This window comes from Bradyrhizobium sp. ORS 375 (assembly GCF_000239775.1).
Taxonomy (GTDB): Bacteria; Pseudomonadota; Alphaproteobacteria; order Rhizobiales; family Xanthobacteraceae; genus Bradyrhizobium.
Genome location: NZ_CAFI01000175.1, coordinates 1 through 24,777 on the forward strand (window position 1 = coordinate 1; position 24,777 = coordinate 24,777).

Below are 24,777 nucleotides of genomic sequence, written 5' to 3' on the forward strand. Positions count from 1 at the left end.
CTCCGAAGGCCAGCTGCACGTCGCCCGTGGCTTCGTCCGAACCGAGGATGAGGTCGTGGTGTCGAAGGACGAGCCGGACACCGGAGCTGGTCACGAGAGGGACAATGCGACCGGCATTCCAGATCTGGACGGCAGGGTGCCGGCGGCGACGATCGTCATTGGTCATCGCGAGCAGGAAGGTGCCGAGGAGGCGGAGGATATCGAGCGACCGTTGCCTGACCGGTTGCTCAGCGAGCTCTCGGCCTATCGCACCCTGGCCCTTCGCGAGGCTCTCGGCCGAGAGCCGTCCATCGCGTTCCAGGCGGTGCTGCATAGTCTCGTGCTGGCAACATTCTATCCGGCCGGTTCGACGCTCAACTGCCTGGAGATCTCGCTGCGGACGCCAAGCTTCCCGGCGCAGCCGCCGGGCCTGCAGGACAGCACTCCGGCGAAAGCGATCGCCGCCCGTCATGGGGATTGGAAAGCGAGGCTGCCGGCGAGTGACAAGGACCTCTGGGCGGCTCTGATCGCGATGGACGGGTCTGTCCAGGCCGAGCTGTTCGCGCATTGTGCCGCGCAGGCGGTGAACGCGATCTTCGAGCCGGCCAGCCGGATGCATCAAGGGCGCCTGTCCGCCCATGGCGTCCACGGGCGCCTCGAACAGGCTGATCGTCTGTCGCGAGCCGTCGGGCTCGACATGATCAGTGCCGGCTGGAAGCCCACGGTGGACACCTATCTCGGTCGCGTCCCCAAGCACCGCATCCTGCAGGCGGTCCGCGAAGCGAAGGGTGAGGCTGCGGTACAACTGATCGAGCATCTGAAGAAGCCGGACATGGCGCGCGAAGCCGAACGACTGCTCGAGGGCAGCCGGTGGTTGCCGGAGCCGCTGCGTGGTTCGGAGACCGAGGTGACGCAGACGGCCGAGGGCGGCGATACCGTCAGTCTGCCGGCCTTCCTCCGTGAAGCTGAGGAGGCGGCGGAAGGCGCCGACGAAGTCGAGGAGATCGTCGTTGCGGAATGAACAGCTTCGCCGATCCGGCTGATCGCCAATCTGAAGAAGCCGAAGATGGAAGCCCGGTCAGATCGGCCGGGCTTTTCCGTTGGGCTTCGGTCTGGTCGACCGGGCGGAGAGGGAGAGAGGCGGAGCAGCGCGGGCGAGGCCGCCGGATCGGAGAGAGCGTTCGGCGGAGCTCTTCCGCATTCCGCTCCTCTTGAAGGTTCCTCGACATGATCACCGAGACGAATTGCCTGGCCGTGCCCTTTGCGCTGCTTGCACGCGCCAAGGCCGTCCTTCGAGCAGCCGAGCTGCTGCTGCCAAGTCTCACGCGGGGTGAGCGCATCGATGCCAAGGGCTTGCGTCGGGCCATGCAGACCGCGTTTGGCGCCAGTGACGCTGATGGAAGTTGGGATTGGAAGATGGCCTACGAGGCCTGTGAGATCGCCTCCGTGCTATTCCTCGTCAAGCACGGTCCAGCGATGATCAAGGTCAGCAAAGGCACTCCCTCGGCCATGCTGCCGATGATCGCAAAGGTCGCGGCTCTTCTGCCGAGCCACACCAGGCGCTCGCTCGAAAGCCAGATTTTTCAGCAGTTCTCGACCCCGCTGCCATTGGCGCTCGCCGCTTCCGTGGCGGCGCAGGTGACGTCCACCGATCGCGTGCTCGAGCCATCGGCGGGGACAGGTATCCTGGCCGTCTTTGCAGAGCTTGCCGGCGGCTCGCTTCTGCTCAACGAGCTCGCTGCAAGTCGCGCCGCCTTGCTCGATCTGGTGTTCCCGGGTCTGACTGTGACCCGCTTCGACGCCGCGCAGATCGATGATCATCTCGATGCGGCCCTCCTGCCAAGCGTGGTCCTGATGAATCCTCCGTTCTCGGCGACCGCGAACGTGGACCATCCACTGGCCGATACGGCGTTGCGCCATGTCTCGTCGGCCCTTGCTCGGCTTGAGGAAGGTGGGCGGCTTGTCGCCATCACGGCCGCCAGCCTTGCGCCCGACAATCCGGCCTGGACGGATGCCTTCGTGCAGCTGCAGGAGCGCAGTCGTCTGGTGTTCTCTGCTGCGATCGATGGCGTTGTCTATACGCGGCACGGCACGACGACTGCGACCCGGATGCTCGTGATCGACAAGCGCCCGGCACCGGATGCGCGTGTGTTTCCGCGGTCGGCCGGGACGGCACCCGACGTCAGGACATTGCTTGGGTGGATCACGGCGCGCGTGCCGCAGCGGCTGCCAACGGCCGGCCGCTTCGTGGCTCGGGCGGACCGGCGCGCAAGTCCTCCTTCGAGAGATCGACGCGATCTGAATCTCGCGTGCCCCTCTCCGTTGCCGACCTGCAGTGAGCCCGAGGGTTGCGAGCTTGTCTATGACATCGTGGATGAGGTCTGCGAAGAAAGGCCTCGCCTGATTGACGCGCTCTACGAGACGTATCAGTTGCAGTCGATCCGAATTCCGGGCGCGCAGCCTCATCCCACGAAGCTCGTGCAGTCGGCGGCGATGGCCTCCGTCCGACCGCCAAGGCCATCCTATCGGCCGCATCTTCCGGCGAGGATCGTGACCGAAGGCGCGCTGTCCGGCGCTCAGCTCGAGAGTCTCATCTATGCCGGCGAGGCGCATGGCGGATTCCTCGCCGGCTGTTGGACGGTCGACGAGACCTTCGATCAGGTCCATGCGGCCAGTGAGGATACTGAGCGGGCGGTCCGCTTCCGGCGTGGCTGGTTTCTCGGGGACGGCACGGGAGCCGGCAAGGGCCGTCAGGTCGCCGGCATCCTGCTCGACAATTGGCTGAAGGGCCGGCGCCGGGCCGTCTGGATCAGCAGGTCCGACAAGCTGATCGAGGACGCCCGGCGCGACTGGGCAGCGCTCGGAATGGAGCGGCTCCAGGTCACGCCGCTGGCGCGCTTCCGCCAGGGGACGCCGATCCGGCTCGATGCGGCCGTCCTTTTCACGACCTACGCCACGCTGCGGATCGACGCAAAGGCCGAGAAGCTTTCGCGTGTCCGTCAGATCGTTGACTGGGTAGGACGGGACTTCGATGGCGTGATCATCTTCGACGAGAGCCACGCGATGCAGAATGCTGCGGGCAGCATGGGCAATCGGGGCGAGCAGGCCGCTTCGCAGCAGGGCCGCGCCGGCCTGCGGCTACAGCACGCGCTGCCCAATGCCCGTATCGTCTATGTCTCGGCGACCGGTGCGACGACCGTCCACAATCTCGCCTATGCCCAGCGGCTCGGATTGTGGGGCGGCGAGGATTTTCCATTTGCGACGCGGGCGGATTTCGTGGCGGCGATCGAGGAGGGCGGCGTCGCGGCCATGGAGGTGATGGCCAGAGATCTCAGGGCCCTTGGGCTCTATACCGCGCGCTCGCTGTCCTTCGAGGGCGTCGAATATGAGCTGCTCGAGCATCGGCTCACGAATGAGCAGGTCAGGATCTACGACGCCTATGCTGATGCCTTCGCGGTCATTCACAACAACCTCGAGGCCGCGATGCGGGCGGCCAACATCACTGGCGCAACCGGTACGCTGAACGCTCAGGCCAGGTCGGCGGCGCGCTCGGCCTTTGAGACGGCCAAGCAGCGCTTCTTCGGACACCTCCTGACGTCGATGAAGACGCCGACGCTGATTCAAGCCATCAAGCGCGATCTCGAGGCCGGCCACGCCGCGGTCGTCCAGATCGTTTCCACCGGCGAAGCTCTCATGGAGCGGCGGCTGGCAGAGATCCCGACTGAGGACTGGGGCGACGTCCAGGTCGACATCACCCCTCGCGAATATGTCCTCGACTATCTCGCCCATTCCTTTCCGGTTCAGCTCTACGAGCCGTTCACCGATGGCGAGGGCAACCTGCTGTCGCGTCCCGTCATACGCGACGGCCAGCCGGTCGAGAGCCGCGAAGCGGCTGCTCGCCGCGATCGGATGATCGAGCATCTCGCTTCGCTCGCCCCGGTGCCGGGTGCGCTCGACCAGATCGTTCAGCGCTTCGGGACGGACGTGGTCGCCGAGGTCACTGGCAGATCGAGACGGATCGTTCGCATCCGCGATCGAATGAAGGTCGAGACGAGGGCAACCTCCGCCAACCTTGCTGAGGCTGCGGCCTTCATGGATGACCAGAAGCGCATTCTGGTGTTCTCGGATGCCGGCGGCACAGGCCGCAGCTACCATGCCGAGCTCTCGGCGAAGAACAAGCGGCTGCGGGTGCATTATCTGCTGGAGCCAGGCTGGAAGGCGGATGCCGCAATCCAGGGGCTTGGCCGGACCAACCGCACCAATCAGGCGCAGCCACCGCTGTTTCGTCCGCTCGCGACCGACGTGAAAGCCGAGAAGCGCTTCCTGTCGACGATCGCGCGCCGGCTCGACACGTTGGGCGCCATCACCCGTGGCCAGCGCCAGACCGGCGGGCAGGGACTGTTCCGCCCGGAGGACAACCTCGAGAGCCCGCACGCCCGCGATGCGCTCCGGCAGCTCTATGGACTTCTGGCGCGCGGCCAGGTCGGCAGCTGCTCGCTGCAGCGCTTCGAGCAGACTACGGGATTGAAGCTCACGGATGAGAACGGCCTGCGCGACGAGCTGCCGTCCATCACGACATTTCTGAACCGGCTGCTCGCGCTGACAATCGAGCTGCAGAACATCCTGTTCACGGTGTTCGAGCAGTTGCTCGCGGCGCGGATCGAAGGCGCGATTGCGTCGGGGACTTACGAAGCCGGGTTGGAGACCCTTCGCGCCGAGAGCTTCGTCGTCAAGGAGCGGCGCACAATCTACGCCCATCCCGCCACGGGTGCCGAAACTCATCTGGCCATCATCACCCAGCGTGATCGCAACCGGCCGATGCCGCTGGACGAGGCCCTGGAGCGGCTGCTGCAGCGCCGTGCCGTTCCGCTCCGCAATGGTCGCTCCGGACGGGCGGCGATTCAGGTGCCGGCGCCCAGCTGGCTGCTCGACGATGGCGAGATCGAGCGGCGCGTCCATCTGATCGGACCGATGGGACGTCAGACCCTGCCGCTCGCCAAACTGGCCGAGCATGATTGGATCGAGACAGATCGCGAGCAGTTCAAGGTCGGCTGGAGCGCGGAGTTCGCGTCCATTCCGGACTTCACGATCACCACGATCTATCTGGTCACCGGGCTCCTGCTCCCGATCTGGAAGCGCCTGCCCCAGGAGTCCACGCGGGTCTACCTGCTCCAAACCGACGCGGGCGAGCGCATCATCGGCCGCAAGGTGCCACTCGGTTGGGTCACCGCAGTGTCGGCGGAGCGACCTTCGGTGGCTCCCGAAGATGCGTTCACGTCCGTGCTGCATGACGGCCACGTCCTCGATCTCCACGGGGGCCTGCAGCTGCGGAGGGCGCGCGTCATGGGTGCCCACCGGATCGAGCTCTCGGGCTTCCCTGAGGGCCTGCGGGATCGTCTCAAAGCCTATGGGCTGATCGGCGAGATCATCTCGTGGAAGCTGCGCATGTTTGTGCCGACCGACGCAAGCGGCCCGGCGATCCTGGCCAGGATCCTGGAGCAGTTTCCGCCTGCTGAGGTCCGCGGGCGGGAGCCGTCGTGATGTCGGACGACGCGTCCGAACTGGCACGCCGCCTTGCGCGTGAGGCCGAGGCGGTGTGCCGTCACTATCTCTCCAATGGTCAGCGTCAGGGACGCTACTGGTTGGTCGGCGACGTCAACAACACGCGGGGTCGATCACTGTTTGTGCGATTGCACGCCTCGTCGAAGGGGGCGGCCGGCAAATGGACGGATGCTGCGACCGGGGAGCATGGTGATCTGCTCGACATCATCGGGGCGACGTGCGGATTGCACAGTTTTCGTGAGATTGCTGAGGAGGCGCGGCGTTTCCTGAAGCTGCCGGGACGGCGGCAGGAGCCGCCGACCGAGGCCGCGGCAGACCGCCGCCCTCGCGACACCGCCAGAGCCGCTCGCCGGCTGTATGCGATGGGGCAGCCGCTGTTCGGCACGCGCGGCGAAGCCTATCTTGCTCGTCGTGGAATCGACCCGCGTGTGGGCATTGGCGCACTGCGCTTTCATCCGCGCTGCTTCTACCGGCCGGACGATGTTGCTGTCGTCGAGACATGGCCCGCTCTGATTGCCGCTGTGACCGACCTCATGGGGCGCATCACGGGCGTTCATCGGACCTGGCTCGATCCCGATGGCTTCGACGATCGCAGGCTCGGCAAGGCGCCGATCGATACCCCGCGCCGGGCGATGGGCGATCTGCTTGGTCATGCCGTTCGATTCGGGACCGCTGAAGACGTGCTTGCGGCCGGCGAGGGCATCGAGACCATGCTGTCGCTGCGTACCGTGCTGCCGGCCTTCCCGGTCGCCGCTGCGCTGTCGGCCAACCATCTGGCTGGTCTGCACTGGCCGGCTACGTTGCGCCGTATCTATGTTGCTGTCGACGCTGATGCTGCAGGCGTCGCCGCTGCAGAAACGTTGGCGGCACGCGCGCTGGACGCCGGCATCGAGGCGATCGCATTGTGCCCTCGCATGGACGACTTCAATGAAGACCTGCGTGTTCTGGGGGCAACCCGTCTCCTGGACGTCTTGCGTCATCAGCTGCTGCCCGAAGATGTCGAGCGTTTCGTGAACGCGATTGCGGTCAAAACATCGGCTTGACGCTGGAGAATGCTTCGGCGCTCGCCGCGCGTGGCCGTGACAGAGGATCTCGTCAGGGCGGTCAGAGAGCCGCGCCGGGGCCTTCTTGTGAGGCGATCGGACGGCACGCGGTCCGGTCCGGCAATGGCACTGCGCGGCTATTTTCCGCCGGCCCGCAGGCGGGCCTTTGCATCGCGAAGCAAAATAGCCGCGCACCGCCATCCTCCGCTGTCGCTCCGGCCCGCTGCTCGGGATCAGCGGGTTCTGGTCCCGTCCGCCCGCCGTCTTGGAGATCGCTATGGAAGGCCGCGATCGGCGCGGTCACCGAGCACAGACGAGATCCACATGTCCGACCAGCACGACGAGATGCGTGAGCCGCGCGAGTCCCAATCGACGACCGAGAACGTCCTGACCGAACTCCAGCTCTACGGTTACCGCCCCTTCGACGATGAGCCCGATCCGCGGCCGCTGCCGGAGGGCAGGGTCATTGCGGGCGCGGTCGCCGATATCTTCGACGCCCTGGTCGCGACGCTCTCGGAGACACGCCTCGAGCCTGAGCTGAAGGAGCTGTTGTGGTCAACGGTCAACCTGTTTCACCGTGCCACGATGCGCATTGAGCGCGAGCTCGACCACAACGAGCAGGCGCAGCGATCGAGCCAGCGCGAGCAGAACGGCTCTGAGGTGCGGTCGGTCGAGCTCGAGCGCCTGACCTCGGAAGGACTGTCATTGGTCGAACGTCGCAACGCCCTGGAGCTGTTCCGCGATCTGGCCGTCGAGGCCTTCGAGCTGCATACGGGATCGCCGTGGCGGCCGCGCTCGGGATCGCAGGTCAGCCATCGCACGCTGACGGCGGCCATGATCGACTCCCGCGACTTCCTTGCTGCCAAGCATCGCGCCGAGACGGAGGTGATGCTGCCGCCAGGCCCCAAGATCGCGCTGACCGGTGGACCGGACTTCAATGACGTCGCGCTCATCTGGGATCGTCTCGACAAGGTCCATGCCAAGCATCCCGACATGGTCCTCCTGCATGGCGGCTCGCCGAAGGGGGCCGAGCTGATCGCCAGCAAATGGGCGGCGAACCGTAAGGTGTCGCAAATCGCCTTCAAGCCGGACTGGACGAGACACAACAAAGCCGCTCCCTTCAAGCGCAATGACGCCATGTTGGCGACGGTGCCGATCGGCGTCATGGTCTTCCCGGGCTCCGGCATCCAAGGCAATCTCGCTGACAAGGCCCGCCGACTCGGCATTCCCGTCTGGACCTTCGGACGAGGCGGCGCGTGAGCGCCGCCAGTCGTTCGCTCGAAGCGATCGATCTGGCGCGGCGCTATCCGGTCCTTGGATGGGTGACCGTACCGATGCTGACATGCTTTGTGGCGCAAGATCAGACGTCGATCTGGTGCAAACAGCATGACCTCGGTCCAATCGCTGAACGGCTCGGCGCCAGATGGGCATCCCCTTCGAGGCTGATGCAGACGATTTCAAGAAGTCGCCTCTGGTCCGCACGACGTCACTGATTGGCTGCGAGCACGATCCGGGACATTTCCAATCAATTTGCGGCAGCAGGTCTCAACCGCATCAACGGTCGGCCCCAGTCATCGCGACCTCCGCCTGAGGTCAAATTGGCAGGTGTCGCCTGTCAGCTCGCTATGTCGATGCCTCGAGCAGTCAGGTTCGCGTTCGCTTGATCGGGATCGATCTGCTCAAACCACATCCATCTGACGGCGGGGTGCTTCATGAGCCGTTCGGCCGGTGCGCATCAGCCTATCGCCGGCGCAGCTCGGACGGGCTATGCCCAAACTTTCGCCGGAACACGGTGCTGAAGTGTGAGGAGCTGCTGAATCCCAGCTGGTAGGCCACCTCGGTCACCGACAGCACGGGCTGCTCGAGTCGCGTGAGCATATCGTAGGATCGTTGCAGGCGCCGGTCGAGAATCCACTCCGACACCGACATGTCCGTCATTCGAAAAAGATAGTGAAGATGTCTGAGCGAGATCCCGTTGTTCCTTGCAATCTTCTCAAGCGAAAGACCGGGGTCGGTGAGATGCTCCTCGATCCAGGCTTTCACAGAGCGCAGCCGGGCCTTTTGAGCCGTGGCGTCTTCTGAAAATTGGTCCTTGTCGCCCATATCCAGAGCGAGAGCCAGGACATCCATCAGCTCGTCGCCGAGCCGCGCTCTTGCCGCTTCGTCAACGGACGATGACTGGGATGCCAATGTCGAACAGAATTCGGCGGCAATCCGGCCGAGACCGCGTCCGGTCGCAATGGTCATTGCTACCGGAATACGGTTCTCGCTGAACCGCAATGAAAAGTCTTTGCGCGGGATCTCGAGATAGAGGGATCGAACCTTCCCGACGCACTCCAGATCGTAGGCTTCTGCCGCGGAGAAGATTGCACCGACGTGCGAACTGGTACTCAGAGTCTGGCCAGCCTGGAGGACATTGACCTTGCCCTGTTGAATGAATTCGACGTAGTAGCAATCCTTGTCCAGCCTGGCGATATGCCGCTGTCGTCGTGATATCCGCTGTTCCGACAGCAGGACGTCGGTCATTGTCAAAACGCCAAATCGTGCTTCCCTGATGAAGCCCTGATAGTCGGATCGTTGCTCCGCCTCGACGTCGACATGGACATAGACGTCGCAAATGGCGCCTTGCCAGGCCGCGTAGCGTTTGGAAGCTTCCAGGCTTTCCGTTGTGAACACGAGCTCCATCGGATATCCATCGCGAGCCCAAATTGCATTTTGCGTCGCACAAGAAACCGCGCTGCAATTCTAATTGCTAAGCCGCTCCGCGCAAGCCACCTTTGCGCGGACATGCAAAAGCTTTGCGCTCCGAGGCAAGCGTCGCTCGGTACGGCAAGCTAAGAGACAAGACGGGGGGAAGCAGTTGCGGGCGCCGGCGCAGGCGTACGCGATCTGCCTTACAAGGACCGCAGCAATGGGGGGAGGCCCGTCTTCACCGATGACGACGCGGTTCACGCGTCCTGTCGGCTCCATTGCCGACATCGTGACGCTGGAGCGGACGCCCTATGACGCGCTCGTACCTGCTCGGAATCTTTACCACCTGTTCGAGGCGACCGCCCGATTGCATCCGGACCGGCAGGCACTGACCGTCCTGATACCCCGCGAATCCCGCGAAACCAGCCTCACGCACCGTCAATTGCTGGCCGACATATCCCGTGCGGCGAACTTGTTCAGGGCAGCCGGCATCAGACCGGATGGGCCGACCGTTGCATTTCTCTGCCCGAGCCTGCCACAAGTGTTTCCCGCCATGCTCGGCGCCCAGGTCGCCGGCGTCGCGAGTTCGATCAACTATCTGCTGAACGAGGACGCGATCGTCGACCTCCTCGAAGCGCAGCATGCAGCGCTGCTCGTGATCCCTTCGGAAGCCGATGATCCGGCGATCTGGCACAAGGCGAACAAGGTCGCGGCGCGGGTCGGATCTTTGCAAAAGATCCTTGTTCTAGGCGAGAGCCGCGACGCGAACGGCCGAATGGCCGTCTTTGACGAAGCCGCTTCGAGGCACGGAGATGCGCTCGATTTCGAACCGTCAAATGATCGGGGGGCGGTGTGCGCGCTCTTCCACACGGGAGGGACGACCGGACGTCCAAAGCTCGTCCGCCTGACACATGGCAACCAGATCCACGCCGCATGGGGCTTTGCCCAGGTTCACGGGCTCGACGAGTTGGACATCGTGCTGAACGGCTTTCCGCTGTTTCATGTCGGCGGCACCATGACGGCAGGCCTGTCGATTCTCGCCGCTGGCGGCCACGTGATCATTCCCTCACCCTACGGTCTGCGAGCCCCGGAGGTCATCCGCGACTATTGGTACACCGTCGCACGACATCGCGTGACGATCGTGAGCGGCGTGCCGACCTCCATTGCGGCTTTGGCGGAGGTGCCGATCGCGTCCTGCGATATCAGCTCGGTCCGGATGGCGCTGACCGGAGGTGCGGTGCTCCCGAAGGCGGTTGGTGACCGTTTCCAGGCCAGCACGGGAGTGAGGTTGTTCGAGACTTACGGGATGACGGAGACCGCGGCGGCGATCGCATTCAACCCCGGTCGCGGCGAGCCGCTTCGGGGCAGCGTCGGATTCAGGGCGCCGTTCTCGCGAACGAAGATCGTGGCACTGGACGATCCGGAGCTGAGGAAGGAGTGTCCTCCGCTCACGAGCGGGCTGGTGCTGGCCAAGGGCCCGCAGGTCTTCCCCGGATACGTCGATCCCACGCACAATGTTGGCGTCCTGACCGACGATGATTGGATCGTGACCGGTGATATCGGCTACCTCACCGCAGACGAGCGGCTGGTTCTCACAGGCCGGGAGAAGGACCTCATTGTTCGGAGCGGTCACAACATCGATCCCGCCGCCATTGAAGATGTCGCCAATGCATATCCTGGCGTGCAAATGAGCTCTGCCGTCGGCATGCCGGACGCCTACGCTGGCGAGGTGCCGATACTCTTCGTCGTGCCGTCGCCTGGGCAGACGATCGAGCTCGCGCGGCTCTGCGACTACCTCGAGCAGAATGTCCACGAGCCCCCCGCGCGCCCGAAGCGCGTGGTGGTGCTCGACGCGCTTCCAGTCACCGCCGTGGGCAAGATCTTCAAGCCGACGCTTCGCGATCTTGCCGTTCGGGAGAAGGTCCGGACGGAAGTCGATCGGATATTTGGTCCTGCAACCGTGGCAGACATCCAGGTCAACAAGGACGACAAGCTCAACACGGTGGTCTGCATTTCGGTCGAAACGAATGACGAGGTCGCGCTGGGCCGGCTTGCAGAGAGCCTGTTGGCCTTGCCGCAGACCTATCGCATTGACGCGACCCCGCCACGCGGGCGGGCATAGCTGGGAACTGGTGAGAGCAATGATGAAGCACTTTCGGCTTGGCCAACAAGAGATCGTGTTCGCAGTCTTCGCGGCGCTTTTCCTGGCCTTCTCGATCTTCCTCAAAGGCTTTCTGACCGCCGACAACATGCTGACCCTGCTGCAGAACGTCGCCGTTCTCGGCATTCTCGGCCTGGCGATGGCCGTCGTCGTCATCGGGCGCGGCATCGATCTGTCGCTGATTGCATCGCTCGCGGTCCCCGGCGGGCTCGTCCTGCAAATGGTGCAGAACGGTCACTCCTTGCACGCCTCCTTGCTCGCCGCCGGCGTCCTGGCCGTCGCCATCGGCCTCGTCAACGGCTGGCTGATCGCCTATGCGGAGGTGCCGCCGCTGTTTGCAACGCTCGCGACCGGGCTGTTTGTTGCAGGACTTGGGCAAGCGGCGCTGTTCCAGCTCGACGTCGTCCAATGGAGCGACGGCATGGCGGGATTCGAGCGGCTCGGGCAGGGCAGCATCCTTGGCATTCCGACATCGATCGTGATGTTTGCGATCGCCGCAATCGCGGTTTTCGTGCTGTTGCGTCAGACCCGTTGGGGCGCCTTTATCTATGCGGTCGGTGATAATGCGTTCGCCGCGCGGGTGACCGGCATTCCCTCGCGCCCGATTGTCGTGCTGCAATATGTGCTTGCGGCGGTGATCGGCTGCTTTGCGGGTCTCGTGATGGCGGCATCCGTCAACTCGATGCCCACCCGGATCTTCAACTCGACCATGATCTATGACGTGATCCTCGTCGTGGTGCTCGGGGGCATTGGATTGTCCGGCGGCCGCGGCGGCGTCGTGAACGTCATCATCGGCACGCTGCTGATCGGGACCATGCTGAACGGCATGACGATTCTGGATATTCCCTATGCCGGACAGAATCTGATCAAGGGTGTCGTCCTGCTGATCGCGGTGATCACGGATACGATCTTGAATCCGCGAAACGAAGAAACGGCCCAGCAAGGCGACATCTAGCTCGGTTCGAAAAACCCAAACATCAAACGGGAGAAAACGACGATGCGTACGCATAGCTTAGTAATTGGAAGTCTGGTGGCGGTGACGCTCGCGGCGGCTGCGGCGCCGGCGCTCGCGCAGCAGGGGCTTGACGAACCCTTTCAGAAGACCTTTCGCGAGGCGCTTGCCGGCAAGACGGTCGCCTACGTGCCAGTCGCAATGAATTTCGATCTGACGGAGGGCTGGTACGCGGGCCTGAAGAAGGAGCTCGAGCCCTACGGCGTCAAGTTCGAGATCCGCGATCCCAACTGGAACACCAACGCAGGGGCGCAGGCCGTCACCTCGCTCATCTCTGAGAAGCCGGCGGTCATGGTGATCCACAATCCCGACGTCCAGACCTATGCCAAGCTGTTGCAGCGCGCCGAAAGCGAAGGGATCTACGTCATCCAGATCAACATGGGATCAGCCTATCGCAGCTCCGCGTTCGTCGGCGCGAACTGGATCGAGATCGGCGAACGCCAGACCGAAGGGGTGGTGAAGGCCTGCCAGGGCAAGTCGAACAAGATCGCGATCATTCAGGGGGCGCTGTCCGCGGCCGCCAGTGCCTACACACTCAAGGGCGTCGAGAACGTTCTCGCCAAGCATCCTGAAATCAAGGTGGTGTCGAGCCAGGCGGCCGATTGGGATGCGGCGAAAGCCAAGGCCATCACACAGACGGTCCTGAAGCAGAATCCCGACCTGTGCGGCATCGTGGGCTTCTGGGATGGCATGGATATCGGAACTGCCGCTGCGATCAAGGAGGCGGGGCTCACCGGCAAGGTCTTCCTTGCAACATCGGGCGGTGGAGAGCGCAAGGGCGCCTGCGAGCTCGTGAAGAACGGCTCGTTCGACCTGAACATGAGCTACGACGTGCCGACGCAGGCGGCGCAGATGGCCGGAACGATCAAGTGGCTGCTGTCCTCGGGGGTAAAGGCGGGCTCGGTCAAGGGCTTCGAATACAGCACGCTCATTCCCATCACGAAGGAGAACGCAGACTCCCAGACGTCGTGCTGGAACCTCTCCGACCTCAAGAAGTGACGACGCTCCGCGGCGCGCGTTCCGGCTCAGCCGGAACGCGCCTCATGACGATTGCATAGGCAGTACCCATGGAAGGCAGATGCGCGACACATTGACTCGGCTGCGATATCGCTACTGGCCCGACCATCTTCTCGGCGAGATCCTGTCCAAGAGGTGGACCGAAACTGCCGTTCCGGTGCTTCTGCTCCTGATCGTCGGCTTCGCATTGAGCCGGGTCCTGGAGCACTTTCTATCGCCCGCGAGCCTCGCCGACACTGCGCGCCAGGCTGGAGAGATTGGTTTCATTGGCCTCGGAATGGCGCTTGTGGTCATCGTCGGCGGCATCGACCTGTCGGTCGGATCGATGTTTGCCCTGACGGATTTCTGCGCGCTCTATCTCCTCGACGTTCTCAATTGGCCCGTTCCTGCAGTGGTGGTGGCGACCATGGTCGTCGGCGGGCTGCTTGGCGCCGTGAACGGACTCTTAATCGGATATCTGAGACTTCGCGCCTTCATCGCCACGCTGATCACGCTGATCATCTATCGCTCGGCGTTCGATCTGCTGATTCAACGCTATTCGAATGCCATCGCGTCATCGCTTCCAGATATCCCCTCGTGGGATTTCATTGGCGGCGGGGATGTTCTGGGAATCCCGAGCGTCGCGCTGCTGTATGTCGTCGTCGCCATCGTCGGCCACGTCTTTCTGACGCGGCTGCGGCCCGGCTGGCACATCACGGCGATCGGCGGATCGCGCCGCTCGGCCTACAATTCCGGCATTCCGGTGCGGCGGACCATCGCGCTCTGCTACGTCGCGAGCGGCGTTCTGACCAGCATCGGTGCGCTGTTCTTTGCCGCCCGGCTCGGAACCGTAGGCGGCGACATCGGCGTCGGCCTCGAGGTGATCGTCCTGACTGCGACCGTCCTCGGCGGCATCACGCTCGGCGGTGGCAAGGGGTCGGTCGTCAAGTCGCTGGTCGGTGTGCTCATCGTCCTCCTGATGACCAACGGCTTGACCGCGATGAACGCGCGTGGCGGCGTCAATCGTATGGCCCTTGCAACGATCCTCCTGGCGGCCGCGATGGTCGATATCCGTTGGCAGAAGAATCGCACGCGGATCATCAGCAAGGTCTACGTTGCACCGACCTATCATGCGCTGCCGCCACCGCCTCCAACCGAGATCGGAAAGGGCGGACCGTTCGAGCAGAATGACAAGCTTCGCGACGTGTCCCTCATTGGGCTCGGGCGGATCGAGGCGCCCGAAGACGTCATCCTCGATCGCAACGACGTGCTCTATGCCGGCTCCCGTCACGGCGACATCATCCGCTTCTATCCGCCGGACTATGAGCGGATGGAGGTCTTCGCTCATATCGGCGGCCAGCCGCTCGGAATGGCGTTCGACAGCCAGGACAATCTCTACGTCTGCATCGGCGGTATGGGTCTCTACCGCATCGCGCCCGAGGGAACCGTGGAGAAGGCGACCGATGAAACCAACCGCAGCCTGTATTCGGTGAATGACGACAGCCGGCTGCGGCTCGCTGACGACCTCGATATTACCGATGACGGCCTGATCTTCTTCTCGGAAGCAACTGTTCGCTACGAGATGGATGAGTGGCCGATCGACGGGCTTGAAGCGCGCGGCAACGGTCGCATTATCTGCTACGACACCAAGAGCGGAACGACCCAGACCGTGCTACGCGGACTTAAGTTTCCGAACGGCGTCGCTGTTGCCAGCGACGGTCAGTCGATCTTGTTCGCGGAGACCTTCGGCTGCTCGATCAAGCGATACTGGTTCGCTGGTCCGAAGAAAGGCGCGGTCGAGACCGTCATGGACAACCTGCCGGGCTATCCCGACAACATCAACCTGGCGTCGGATGGCAATTACTGGCTGGCGCTGGTCGGCATGCGCAGCCCTTCGCTCGACTTGGCGTGGAAGATGCCGGGCTTCCGGCGGCGCATGGCCAAGCGGGTGCCGATCGACGAGTGGCTATTCCCGAACATCAACACCGGGTGCGTCGTCAAATTCAACGAGCAGGGCCAGATCCTGGAATCTCTCTGGGACCTTAAGGGCGTCAATCATCCAATGATCACCTCGATGCGGGAACATCGCGGCTATCTCTATCTCGGCGGCATCGCCAACAATCGGATCGGGCGCATCAAGCTGGAAAACGCCGATCCCGATTTCGTTCACTACGACAGGCGCTGGAGGAGGCATTCGTGATCGCCGCCATCCGTGAATTCGCGAACCGCTTGCTCGGCCGTGGTGATGCGACCATCACTGTTCCGTCGTTCGACGGGGCGCTGAAGGCCAATCAAATGCTGGAGGCAGCCGAAACGCTCCTCGAATGTGAAGCACCGGAGGATATTGTGTCCGACGGCCGTTCGCTTCTCATCGCCGACGGCGAGCGGCTTCTGCGATGGGCCGGATCGTCGCCTACGGAAGTCCGCAGGTTCGAGCGGCCGATCTCCGCGCTGGCCGTCCTTCCGTCCGGCGGTGTCGCCATTGCCATTAACGGGACTGAGGTTCATATCTATGAGACCCTCACCACTCAGACGCCGGTCTCGACATTCACCGGTGAGTTGCGCGCCGTCAACGCGCTTGCGCTCGCGGCCGACGGCGCCCTGATCGCAACCGATGGTTCGTCATCGTATAAGGTCGACGATTGGGCGCGTGACCTGATGGAGCTCGGTGACACCGGCCGTGTCTTCAGGCTCGATCCGCGGACGCGGGCGATGCAGCAGCTCGCGGGCGGGCTTCGCTACGCCTTCGGTGCCGTCGCAAACGGCAACGACGTGCTCGTCAGTGAAAGCTGGCGGCACCGTCTGGTCTCGATCGCACCTGACGGCACCCGCAGGGTCGTGCTTGATCACCTGCCGGTCTATCCCTCCCGGCTTGCACCGGCGCATGGCGGCGGCTTCTGGCTGACCGCCTTTATCGCCCGCACGCAACTGGTCGAGTTCGTGCTGCGCGAACCGGCCTACCGGCGCCGCATGATTGCTGAGATCGAGCCTGACTATTGGGTGGCACCACGGCTCAGGTCCGGCCAGTCCTTCAAGGAGCCGCTGCAGGGGGCGCACATCAAGACCATGGGTGTCATGAAGCCGTGGGCTCCCCCACGGTCGTATGGACTTGTCATCCGGCTCGGTGCCGACGGATTGCCGCGTCATTCGCTGCATAGCCGGGCTGATGGCGTCAATCACGGCATCGTCGCTGCCGTCGAATTCGGCGGCGACCTGGTCATGATCGCAAAGGGGCCAGGCAGGGTCCTCAGGCTGCCCCTTGCAACCCTCGGCCAGGAGCTACTGCCATGAGCGAGGTGATCCTCTCCCTGTCCAAGGCAACCAAGCTGTATGCCGGTGTGCCGGCGATCGAGGGCGTCGATTTCGAGCTGAGGCGGGGCGAGATCCACGCCTTGGTCGGCGAAAATGGCGCAGGCAAGTCGACGCTGACCAAGGTCATGGCCGGCGTCGTCTCCTTGACATCAGGTGCAATGACGGTGGATGGCGTGGCGGTGTCTCCGAGAACGCCGCTGGAGGCGCGGCATCTTGGCATCGCCATGGTGTTTCAGGAAAACAGTCTCGTGCCGACGATGACTGTGGCGCAGAACCTGTTTCTCGGCCAGGAGAGATTTTACAATCGGCTGCGCGGCATCTACATCGCGGCTCAGCAATTCCTTCAATCGCTCAACTTCGACGTCGCGCCGACGGCGACCGTCGGCGGCTTGGGCGCGGCCAAGAAGCAGATGGTCGAAATCGCCCGCGCCGTGCTGCACAAGGCGAAAGTCATCATTTTTGACGAACCGACGGCAACGCTCACGCCAGAGGAGAAGAAGTATTTCTTCGATTTGGTGCGGGATTTGAAGAGGCGCGGGGTTTCGATCGTCTTCATCTCGCACGCTCTTGAGGAGGCCTTGCTATTGGCCGATCGCATCACCGTCCTGCGGGACGGCAAGCACGTCGTCACCGACGACGCCTCGAGATTTGATCGCGCACGCATCGTTCAGGCCATGGTCGGACGAAACCTATCAAACACGCTCTATGGTGTGCGGAAGGACAAAGTGCGGCCGGCGGGCCGGCGGGTGCTGACAATACAGAATCTCAAAATGGCGCCGATGGTCAGGAACACCTCATTGTCGGTGTTCGCGGGCCAGATCACGGGTGTGTTCGGACTGGTCGGCTCGGGCCGCACCGAGACATTCAAGATCGTCTCGGGCATTCTGAAGCGCGATTTCTTTCACGGTGGAGAAATTTTTCTCAATGATAAATCTGTACGATACCGCGTGCCCGCGCCGGCCGTGAAAGCCGGAATCGCCTACGTCACCGAAGACCGCAAGGTGGAGGGCTTTTTCGAGACGGCCTCGATCACGCGCAACATCTATTTGGGTCTGCTTGCCAAGTTCCCGGGAGGACGAGCCTGGTTGTCGCGTCGCGAAAGAAATGAGGTCGGCAAGACCTGGATCGAACGTCTCAAGGTTCGCGCCATCGGCGACGAGGTCAAGGTTGTTGAGCTTTCAGGCGGAAATCAGCAGAAGGTTGTCATCGCCAAATCCTTGATTCAGGATCCGGAGCTGATCATCTTCGACGAGCCGACGCGCGGGGTCGACGTCGGAGCCATCGTCGAAATTCACGAGTTGATCAACAGACTCGCCGATGAAGGCAGAGCCGTGGTCGTGATATCCTCCTATCTTCCGGAAGTTATGGCGCTATCCGATCGGATCCTGGTCTCGAGGCAAGGCAAGGTCGTCGAAGAATTTTCGGCAATCGAAGCGACCGAAGAGAAGATCATGTATGCCGCCATCCACTGAACTGGCCGCGGCCTCCGATCGATCGGATCCCGTCAAGCGAACCCACTCCGTGCTGGAAATATGCCGGATCGGCGTCACGGTGATTTCCCGGCTCGGGGACGCGGGGCACCGCCTCGACAGGGCGCAGGCTCGCCCCTCCGGTCTGGACTCCTGGCGAAGGCCGCGCCTGAGCGCCGTCAACTCTGCGGGCCCGACCTTGCTGAAGCGGCCCGCGTCGAGATCCCAAGCAACTTTCTGCACTCGTCATCGAGATGCATATCTGCTTAAGGCGCGTTGTACTTGGGGGCGCCGGAGCAGTCATGGTCGTCTGACGCTCTGACCGCGCGACGATACCTTCAATCGACAGTGATTGCTTCTCCTTACGGCCTCCTGATTGGTCGTGCTTGTCGGCGTTCAGGTAATGGTAGAAGGCGCCTGATCGGAACAGCCCTGGTTCGTGCTGCCGCATTGCACCGGTCGTTCGACGACGAGCTGTCCCTGCCAATCTCGCTGCACACCTGACCACGGTCGCTACTCGGTCCAGCGAGGATCACAGCAGCCTAGAGGCCGCACCGCACTCGTTCTCGAGCAGATTGATCTGGATTGTGAGCGTTGAGCGAGAGGGCATCAAGCTCCGACGGCGAGATCGTCGCAGCCCTGCTCGAACCGGCAGACCCTGTCCGCTCGGATTTCGACTATCCCAGGCATTCCGCTGGGCTTGATTCACGTTTGCCGGCCGAGAGAATTGTCGGCACACGCTTTTCTTTCCGGTGGTTTCCAATCTTACGCCAGTCATTCCGCGTCTCTTGTGCCACCTCAGTTCAACATGTCTCTCCTGTCAGCTGATTGGGGCAGCGACACACCTTGCCTCGTGATGGCGTGATCTGGTCGAAGGCCGGCTGCGCCTCGATCGCCTGGGCGCAACGCCGCCGGCCAACTTTCTTCCCCTGGGCTGAAGCCCATTCCTCGCGGGACAAGAAAGTTGGCCGGCGCCGTCCTCCGCTGCCGCTTCGGCCCTGCGGGTGCGCTGTCGCTCGCCATTCGCCCGAGACGCGCCATCGAGGCCGCGGTGGTCGCGGCCCGAAACAGCCAAGGAGAGACAACATGGCTTCCATCGGTTCCTTCAAGAAGGTCGGCGACGATTTCCAGGGCGAGATCATCACCTTGAACCTCAAGGCCAAGGGCGTGCGCATCGTCCCTGAGGCCAACCGCTCCAGCGAGAACGCGCCGAGCCACCGCGTCTACGCCGGGCGTGTCGAGATCGGCGCCGCCTGGTCGCGCCGCTCCGAGGAGGGGCGCGACTATCTCTCGCTCAAGCTCGACGACCCCTCGTTCAACGCCCCGATCTACGCCAACCTGTTCGAGGACGAAGGCGGTGAGGGCTACACGCTCCTGTGGTCGCGGCCGCGCAAGGCGACGGAGTGAGCCGATGCGCCCCGCCCGGATCTCCCGGGCGGGGCGCATCGCGGTCGGCTGGCCGTTGCGGCTACGCAGATTACTCCTCGCTGGTCTGACGTCGGGAAGCGGCCGAGACGTTATTGCGCCAGCGGGCAGTTGCCGTCGGCCAGAGGGCGGAATGCGCGATCGGCCGGGATCGTGGCAACCACCTTGTAGTAATCGAACGGCTTCTTCGATTCCTCCGGCTTCTTCACCTCGACCAGATACATGTCGTGAACGACCCGGCCGTCGACGCGCACGGCGGTCCTGCCAAACAGTGGATCGTCAAAGGTGCCGGCGTCGCGCATCGCCGCAACGACGGCGGCGCCGTCCTTGGAATGGCCGACCTTCTCGACGGCCCGCAGATAGGCCAGCGTGGCCGAATAGGTGCCGGCCTGACTCATCGAGGGCACCTTGCCGTTGCTGCGCTTGGCGAACCGCTCGGCGAAGGAACGGGTCTTGTCGTTCAGATCCCAGTAGAAGGCGGTGGTCAACATGAGGCCGTTCGCCGCCTTCAGCCCGAGCGCATGAATGTCGTTGATGAAGAGCACCAGGCCGACCAGCTTCTGGCCGCCGGCCACGATGCCGAACTCCCCGGCCGTCTTGATGGCGTTGATCGTATCGGTTCCGCCATTGGCGAGGCCGATGATCTCCGCCTTGGAGGCCTGGGCCTGCATCAGGAAGGACGAAAAATCCATTGCGTCGAGCGGGTGCCGGACAGAGCCAAGAACCGTGCCGCCATTGGCCTTGACGACGTCTCCGGCTTCCTTCTCCATCGTCGTGCCGAAGGTGTAGTCGGCCGTCAGAAAGTACCACCGCTTGCCGCCGTTCCTGACGATCGCCTCGGCCGTGCCGTGGGAATTCGACCATGTGTCCCACGTCCAGTGCAGCGTGTTCGGCGTACAGGATTTTCCGGTCAGCTCCGACGTGCCCGCCGTGGTCGCGATGAGGACCTTGTTTCTGTCCTTCACGAGGCCCGCAAGCCCAAGCGCGATGCCGGAGGTCGGGATGTCGATGATCATGTCGACGCTTTCGGCATCGATCCAGCGGCGAGCGATCGCGCCGGCGATATCGGTCTTGTTCTGCGCATCGCCCGAGACGAGTTCGACGGAAAGTCTTTTAGAGCCCGCATTGAAGTCCTCGATCGCCAGCTTGGCCGCCTCCAGAGATCCTGGGCCGCTGAAATCGGAGTATGGCCCCGACATGTCGCTGAGCACGCCGATCTTGACCGGTGTCTGGGCGACAGCGCCCGAAGCGCCGAGCACGAGAGCGAGCAGTACGGCACTTGCCTTTAGAACGGTGTTCATAGGTTTCCTCCTGCAATTTGATTGTTGGTTGATCTGACTGGGGCCAGCGCCTCAGAAGCGTTCAGTTGAATGCAGCGATGCCCGTGATCGCGCGCCCGACGATGAGCGCGTGAATGTCGTGCGTACCCTCATAGGTGTTGACGACCTCGAGATTGACGAGATGGCGGGCGACGCCGAACTCGTCGCTGATGCCGTTGCCGCCCATCATGTCCCGTGCGGTTCGGGCGATCTCGAGTGCCTTGCCGCAGGAGTTGCGCTTCATGATCGACGTGATCTCGACGGGAGCAGCGCCCTCGTCCTTGAGACGGCCGAGCCGCAGGCAGCCCTGGAGCCCGATCGTGATCTCCGTGAGCATGTCCGCGAGCTTTTTCTGCACCAGCTGGTTCGCCGCGATCGGGCGGCCGAACTGCTTGCGGTCCATCACGTATTGCCGGGCGCGCAGGTAGCAGTCCTCGGCAGCGCCGAGCGCTCCCCAGGCGATGCCGTAGCGCGCGCTGTTGAGACAGGTGAACGGTCCCTTGAGACCGCGCACCTCAGGAAAGGCGTTTTCCTCGGGACAAAAGACGTCATCGAGCACGATCTCGCCGGTGATCGAGGTGCGCAGCCCGACCTTGCCGTGAATGGCCGGCGCGCTGAGGCCCCTCCAGCCCTTCTCCAGAACGAAGCCGCGAATGGCGCCGTCATCGTCCTTCGCCCAGACCAAGAACACGTCGGCGATCGGACTGTTGGTGATCCACATCTTCGCACCCGACAGGCTGTAGCCTCCGGCGACCTTGCGCGCCCGGGTGATCATGCTGCCAGGATCGGACCCGTGGTTCGGCTCGGTCAGGCCGAAGCAGCCGATCCATTCACCGGACGCGAGCTTGGGAAGATATTTCTGCCGGGTCACCTCGTTGCCAAACTCATGGATCGGAACCATGACCAGCGAAGATTGCACGCTCATCATCGAGCGATAGCCGGAATCGACCCGCTCGACCTCGCGCGCAATCAGCCCATAGCAGACGTAGTTCAGGCCCGCGCCGCCATACTGCGACGGGATCGTCGGACCGAGCAGCCCGAGCTCACCCATGCTTCTGAAGAGACGCGGGTCGGTCGTCTCATGGCGGAAGGCGTCTAGTACCCGCGGCAGCAGCTGCTCCTGGCAATAGGCATGCGCGGTGTCGCGGACGGCGCGCTCCTCATCGGTGATCTGCCCGTCGAGGGAAAGAGGATCGTCCCACTGGAAGATCTGGCGGGCCGTCATGGACATCAAGCGCTCCTGTCGAATCGATTGGAAGGGATCACATGGCGCGGGGGTTAGCGATGGACGAAGACGGGCTTGCGCTTGTCCAAGAACGCCTGCATGCCTTCGCGTGCATCTGCAGTTGCGAAGCGGGCGTGGAGTTCGCGACGTTCGAATAGCGTCCCTTCGCTCAGCGGCTGCTCGAAGGCGCGGCTCACGCATTCCTTGAGCGCCATCAGCGCTGGCGCGGAGAACGAGGCGATGGTCGACGCGAGCCGCATGGTCTCCTCGCGAAGTCGTTCGTCGTCGACGACGCGGGCGACCAGGCCGTAGCGATCGGCTTCGTCGGCGTCGAGGGTGCGGGCCGACAGGCACATGTCCATGGCCTTCGCCTTGCCGATGGCGCGAGGAAGCCGTTGCGTGCCGCCCGCGCCGGGCAGGAGACCAAGCTTGATCTCGGGCAGCCCGAATTTGGCGCCGCGGCCCGCGACGATGATGTCGCAGGCCAGCGCGAGCTCACATCCGCCGCCGAGCGCCAGCCCGGCGACGGCGGCAATGACGGGCTTGCGTACCCGGCGAATGGTTTCCCAGTTGCGTGTGATGAAGTTGGAATTGTAGACGTCGCTGTAGCCCCAGTCCGCCATCGCTGCGATGTCAGCGCCAGCGGCGAATGCCTTTGCCGACCCCGCGATCACGATGGCGCCGATCGCATCATCGGCGTCCAGATCGAGCAACGCTGCGCCGAGCCTGTCCATCAGCTCGTCGTTTAGCGCATTCATCACCTTTGGCCGGTTGAGCGTGACGAGTCCGACACGTTCGCTGCGTTCGATCAGTATGACTTCGTCTTGCACGCGCGTGCTCCATCGCGCCGCCGGCGCGTTTCGATTGACAGATTCGAGAAGTGCAGTCCGGACGCGCGGGGCGCGTGAGCGAGCCTAGAGCTCGCCGGCCTTCAGCATGTCGCGCAGCCTGAATTTCTGGATCTTGCCCGACGGCGTCGACGGCATCGCGTCCCGCACGATGAGCTTTTCCGGAATGTACTGGATCGCGAGCTTGTGCGATTTGAGAAATTCGACCATCCCGGAGAAGTCGATGGTCTGTCCGGCCCTGGGTACGATGACGGCGCATGCGCGCTCGCCAAGGCGCTCGTCGGGATAGGCTACGATCGCGACCTGTGCGACGGCGGGATGTTTGTAGAGCAGCGCCTCGAGCTCGACGACGGGTATGTTTTCTCCGCCACGAATGATGACGTCCTTCGAGCGTCCGCTGATCCGGATGTAGCCGGCGGGCGTGATGTAGGCCAGGTCTCCGGTATCGAACCAGCCCTCGGCGTCGGTGCCGTTCCACTGCGGCCGCTTGAGGTAGCCGCCGAAGTTCGAGCAGGCTCGCACAAGGAGCTTGCCGGACTGTCCTGGCGGCAGCGGCTTGCCGTCGGCATCCACCACCTTCAGCTCGACGCCGGGGAGAGGGCAGCCGTCGGTGGTCGAGGCGAGCTTGTCGTCGTCGTCCAGGTTGATCAGCGTGACCGCGCCATTCTCCGTCATGCCCCAGGCCGAGACGATCTTGGCGCCGAGGCCCGCCTGGGCCTGCTCGGCCAGCGGACCTGGGATCGGCGCCCCCGCGCACAGGAAGCTCCTGAGAGAGGGCACCGGCTTGCCGGTCTCGGTCACGGTGCGGGTCAGATCCGTCAGGAACGGCGTGGACGCCATCGTGAAGGTCGCTTTCTCAGCGCGGATCAGGTCCACCGCCCGGTTAGGCTCCCAGACATCCTGCAGGACAGCGCTGGCCTTCAGCATGATCGGCATCATCAGGCCGTACATGAAGCCGGTCTGATGGGCCATCGGGGAAGCCATCAGGACCACGTCGTCGGTGCCGAGCTTCAGGCGCTGGGCATAGGGAATGATGTTGGCCATCAGCGTGTTCGCGCTGTGCATCACGCCTTTCGGCTCGCCCGTCGTTCCCGACGTATAGATGAGCTGCGTGATGTCGTCCGGGCCGGGGCGGGCCGAGCCGAGAATGGCCTTCGCATCCGCCGCCGTCTCCCATTCCGGCACCGTCAGCAGCGCGTCGAAATCGTCGGCACCGCCGCCGCCGATGACGACGAGGCGCGTAAGCGACGGAAGCTCGGGCATGAGGCCCCTCAGCATCGCCTCATGATCGAAGCTGCGGAACGTCTTCGGGACGATCATCACCTTGGCTTCACCATGCCGGAGCATGAAGGAGAGCTCACGCTCCCGGAAGATCGGCATCAGCGGGTTGATGACGGCGCCGATCCGGCTGCAGGCGAGGTAGAGCAGCGTGAACTGCCACCAATTGGGAAGCTGCATGGCAACGACATCGTTGCGGCTGACGCCGAGGCGCGACAACCCGATCGCCATCCGGTCCGCCAGCGCTGCCATCTCGCGATAGGTGAAGCGGCGCACCGTGTCGGTGTCGAGGCGAACCGCGGTCAGCGCGATCTTGTCCGGGCTCGTCGCCAGACAGGCGTCCAGATCGTCGTTGATGGTTCGGTCGTGCCAGTGGCCATTGGCAATGCTGGCTGCGCGGCGCGGCCCGAGCAAGACGGCGTCGAATTCCATGGCTTCCCCCTCCCGTTCGTTCGTT

At 63.6% G+C, this 24,777-nt stretch carries 16 protein-coding genes; 11 read left to right on the forward strand and 5 right to left on the reverse strand.

Annotated elements, in window-relative coordinates; translation table 11 throughout:
• Positions 1–136 precede the first annotated feature (136 nt).
• From BRAO375_RS14895 to BRAO375_RS14910, 4 genes are all read left to right on the forward strand, one after another.
• Positions 137–1,000, forward strand: a complete 864-nt coding sequence (locus tag BRAO375_RS14895) for a plasmid stabilization protein (RefSeq protein ID WP_244423195.1) — start codon at positions 137–139, stop codon at positions 998–1,000.
• Positions 1,001–1,206: 206 nt separating this feature from the next.
• On the forward strand, positions 1,207–5,520 hold the full coding sequence (locus BRAO375_RS14900; RefSeq protein WP_009028292.1) for a strawberry notch-like NTP hydrolase domain-containing protein: 4,314 nt from the start codon (positions 1,207–1,209) through the stop codon (positions 5,518–5,520).
• Complete coding sequence (locus BRAO375_RS14905) at positions 5,520–6,584, forward strand: DUF7146 domain-containing protein (protein WP_009028293.1); 1,065 nt, start codon at positions 5,520–5,522, stop codon at positions 6,582–6,584. The genes BRAO375_RS14900 and BRAO375_RS14905 overlap by 1 nt, the downstream gene beginning before the upstream one ends.
• Before the next feature lie 324 nt (positions 6,585–6,908).
• Positions 6,909–7,844: a DUF2493 domain-containing protein gene (locus BRAO375_RS14910; protein WP_009028294.1), complete on the forward strand. Its 936-nt coding sequence runs from the start codon at positions 6,909–6,911 to the stop codon at positions 7,842–7,844.
• Positions 7,845–8,324: 480 nt separating this feature from the next.
• Here BRAO375_RS14910 and BRAO375_RS14915 read toward each other — a convergent pair whose 3' ends face one another.
• Positions 8,325–9,269 carry a helix-turn-helix domain-containing protein gene (locus tag BRAO375_RS14915; protein WP_009028295.1) on the reverse strand — a complete coding sequence of 315 codons (945 nt, stop codon included), beginning with the start codon at positions 9,267–9,269 and terminating at the stop codon, positions 8,325–8,327.
• A gap of 250 nt (positions 9,270–9,519) precedes the next feature.
• On the opposite strand from BRAO375_RS14915, the gene BRAO375_RS14920 reads away from it, so the two are divergent.
• The 7 genes from BRAO375_RS14920 to BRAO375_RS14950 all read left to right on the forward strand — a co-directional run bounded on the left by BRAO375_RS14920 (position 9,520) and on the right by BRAO375_RS14950 (position 19,632).
• Positions 9,520–11,397 carry an AMP-binding protein gene (locus BRAO375_RS14920; RefSeq protein ID WP_009028296.1) on the forward strand — a complete coding sequence of 626 codons (1,878 nt, stop codon included), beginning with the start codon at positions 9,520–9,522 and terminating at the stop codon, positions 11,395–11,397.
• 22 nt (positions 11,398–11,419) lie between these two features.
• Positions 11,420–12,391, forward strand: a complete 972-nt coding sequence (locus BRAO375_RS14925) for an ABC transporter permease (protein WP_035640427.1) — start codon at positions 11,420–11,422, stop codon at positions 12,389–12,391.
• A 42-nt stretch (positions 12,392–12,433) separates the two neighbouring features.
• Positions 12,434–13,447 carry a sugar ABC transporter substrate-binding protein gene (locus BRAO375_RS14930; protein WP_035640402.1) on the forward strand — a complete coding sequence of 338 codons (1,014 nt, stop codon included), beginning with the start codon at positions 12,434–12,436 and terminating at the stop codon, positions 13,445–13,447.
• Between the two features lie 79 nt (positions 13,448–13,526).
• Positions 13,527–15,644 (forward strand): ABC transporter permease, encoded by a 2,118-nt coding sequence (locus BRAO375_RS14935; protein WP_009028299.1) that lies wholly within the window; start codon positions 13,527–13,529, stop codon positions 15,642–15,644.
• Positions 15,641–16,735 (forward strand): SMP-30/gluconolactonase/LRE family protein, encoded by a 1,095-nt coding sequence (locus BRAO375_RS14940; protein ID WP_009028300.1) that lies wholly within the window; start codon positions 15,641–15,643, stop codon positions 16,733–16,735. Before BRAO375_RS14935 ends, BRAO375_RS14940 begins: the two co-directional genes overlap by 4 nt.
• Entirely contained in the window at positions 16,732–18,228 is a 1,497-nt protein-coding gene (locus BRAO375_RS14945; RefSeq protein WP_009028301.1) for a sugar ABC transporter ATP-binding protein, read from the forward strand. The genes BRAO375_RS14940 and BRAO375_RS14945 overlap by 4 nt, the downstream gene beginning before the upstream one ends.
• A 1,083-nt stretch (positions 18,229–19,311) precedes the next feature.
• Complete coding sequence (locus BRAO375_RS14950) at positions 19,312–19,632, forward strand: DUF736 domain-containing protein (protein WP_009028302.1); 321 nt, start codon at positions 19,312–19,314, stop codon at positions 19,630–19,632.
• Positions 19,633–19,742: 110 nt separating this feature from the next.
• On the opposite strand, the gene BRAO375_RS14955 is transcribed toward BRAO375_RS14950, so the two are convergent.
• The 4 genes from BRAO375_RS14955 to aliA all read right to left on the reverse strand — a co-directional run bounded on the left by BRAO375_RS14955 (position 19,743) and on the right by aliA (position 24,752).
• On the reverse strand, positions 19,743–20,951 hold the full coding sequence (locus tag BRAO375_RS14955) for an ABC transporter substrate-binding protein (protein ID WP_009028303.1): 1,209 nt from the start codon (positions 20,949–20,951) through the stop codon (positions 19,743–19,745).
• 61 nt (positions 20,952–21,012) lie between these two features.
• The gene (locus tag BRAO375_RS14960) at positions 21,013–22,200 is read right to left on the reverse strand and encodes an acyl-CoA dehydrogenase (protein WP_009028304.1); all 1,188 of its coding nucleotides are present in this window, start codon (positions 22,198–22,200) and stop codon (positions 21,013–21,015) included.
• A 47-nt stretch (positions 22,201–22,247) separates the two neighbouring features.
• Positions 22,248–23,024 (reverse strand): enoyl-CoA hydratase, encoded by a 777-nt coding sequence (locus BRAO375_RS14965; protein WP_009028305.1) that lies wholly within the window; start codon positions 23,022–23,024, stop codon positions 22,248–22,250.
• Between the two features lie 84 nt (positions 23,025–23,108).
• Entirely contained in the window at positions 23,109–24,752 is a 1,644-nt protein-coding gene (gene aliA, locus BRAO375_RS14970) for a cyclohexanecarboxylate-CoA ligase (protein WP_009028306.1), read from the reverse strand.
• Positions 24,753–24,777 lie beyond the last annotated feature (25 nt).

Coding starts and splice junctions, on each gene's coding strand:
- BRAO375_RS14935 (WP_009028299.1), top strand. CDS start 13,527: ATGCGCGACACATTGACTCGGCTGCGATATCGCTACTGGCCCGACCAT.
- BRAO375_RS14925 (WP_035640427.1), top strand. CDS start 11,420: ATGAAGCACTTTCGGCTTGGCCAACAAGAGATCGTGTTCGCAGTCTTC.
- BRAO375_RS14915 (WP_009028295.1), bottom strand. CDS start 9,269: ATGGAGCTCGTGTTCACAACGGAAAGCCTGGAAGCTTCCAAACGCTAC.
- BRAO375_RS14950 (WP_009028302.1), top strand. CDS start 19,312: ATGGCTTCCATCGGTTCCTTCAAGAAGGTCGGCGACGATTTCCAGGGC.
- BRAO375_RS14905 (WP_009028293.1), top strand. CDS start 5,520: ATGTCGGACGACGCGTCCGAACTGGCACGCCGCCTTGCGCGTGAGGCC.
- BRAO375_RS14920 (WP_009028296.1), top strand. CDS start 9,520: ATGACGACGCGGTTCACGCGTCCTGTCGGCTCCATTGCCGACATCGTG.
- BRAO375_RS14900 (WP_009028292.1), top strand. CDS start 1,207: ATGATCACCGAGACGAATTGCCTGGCCGTGCCCTTTGCGCTGCTTGCA.
- aliA (WP_009028306.1), bottom strand. CDS start 24,752: ATGGAATTCGACGCCGTCTTGCTCGGGCCGCGCCGCGCAGCCAGCATT.
- BRAO375_RS14930 (WP_035640402.1), top strand. CDS start 12,434: ATGCGTACGCATAGCTTAGTAATTGGAAGTCTGGTGGCGGTGACGCTC.
- BRAO375_RS14910 (WP_009028294.1), top strand. CDS start 6,909: ATGTCCGACCAGCACGACGAGATGCGTGAGCCGCGCGAGTCCCAATCG.
- BRAO375_RS14945 (WP_009028301.1), top strand. CDS start 16,732: ATGAGCGAGGTGATCCTCTCCCTGTCCAAGGCAACCAAGCTGTATGCC.
- BRAO375_RS14960 (WP_009028304.1), bottom strand. CDS start 22,200: ATGTCCATGACGGCCCGCCAGATCTTCCAGTGGGACGATCCTCTTTCC.
- BRAO375_RS14955 (WP_009028303.1), bottom strand. CDS start 20,951: ATGAACACCGTTCTAAAGGCAAGTGCCGTACTGCTCGCTCTCGTGCTC.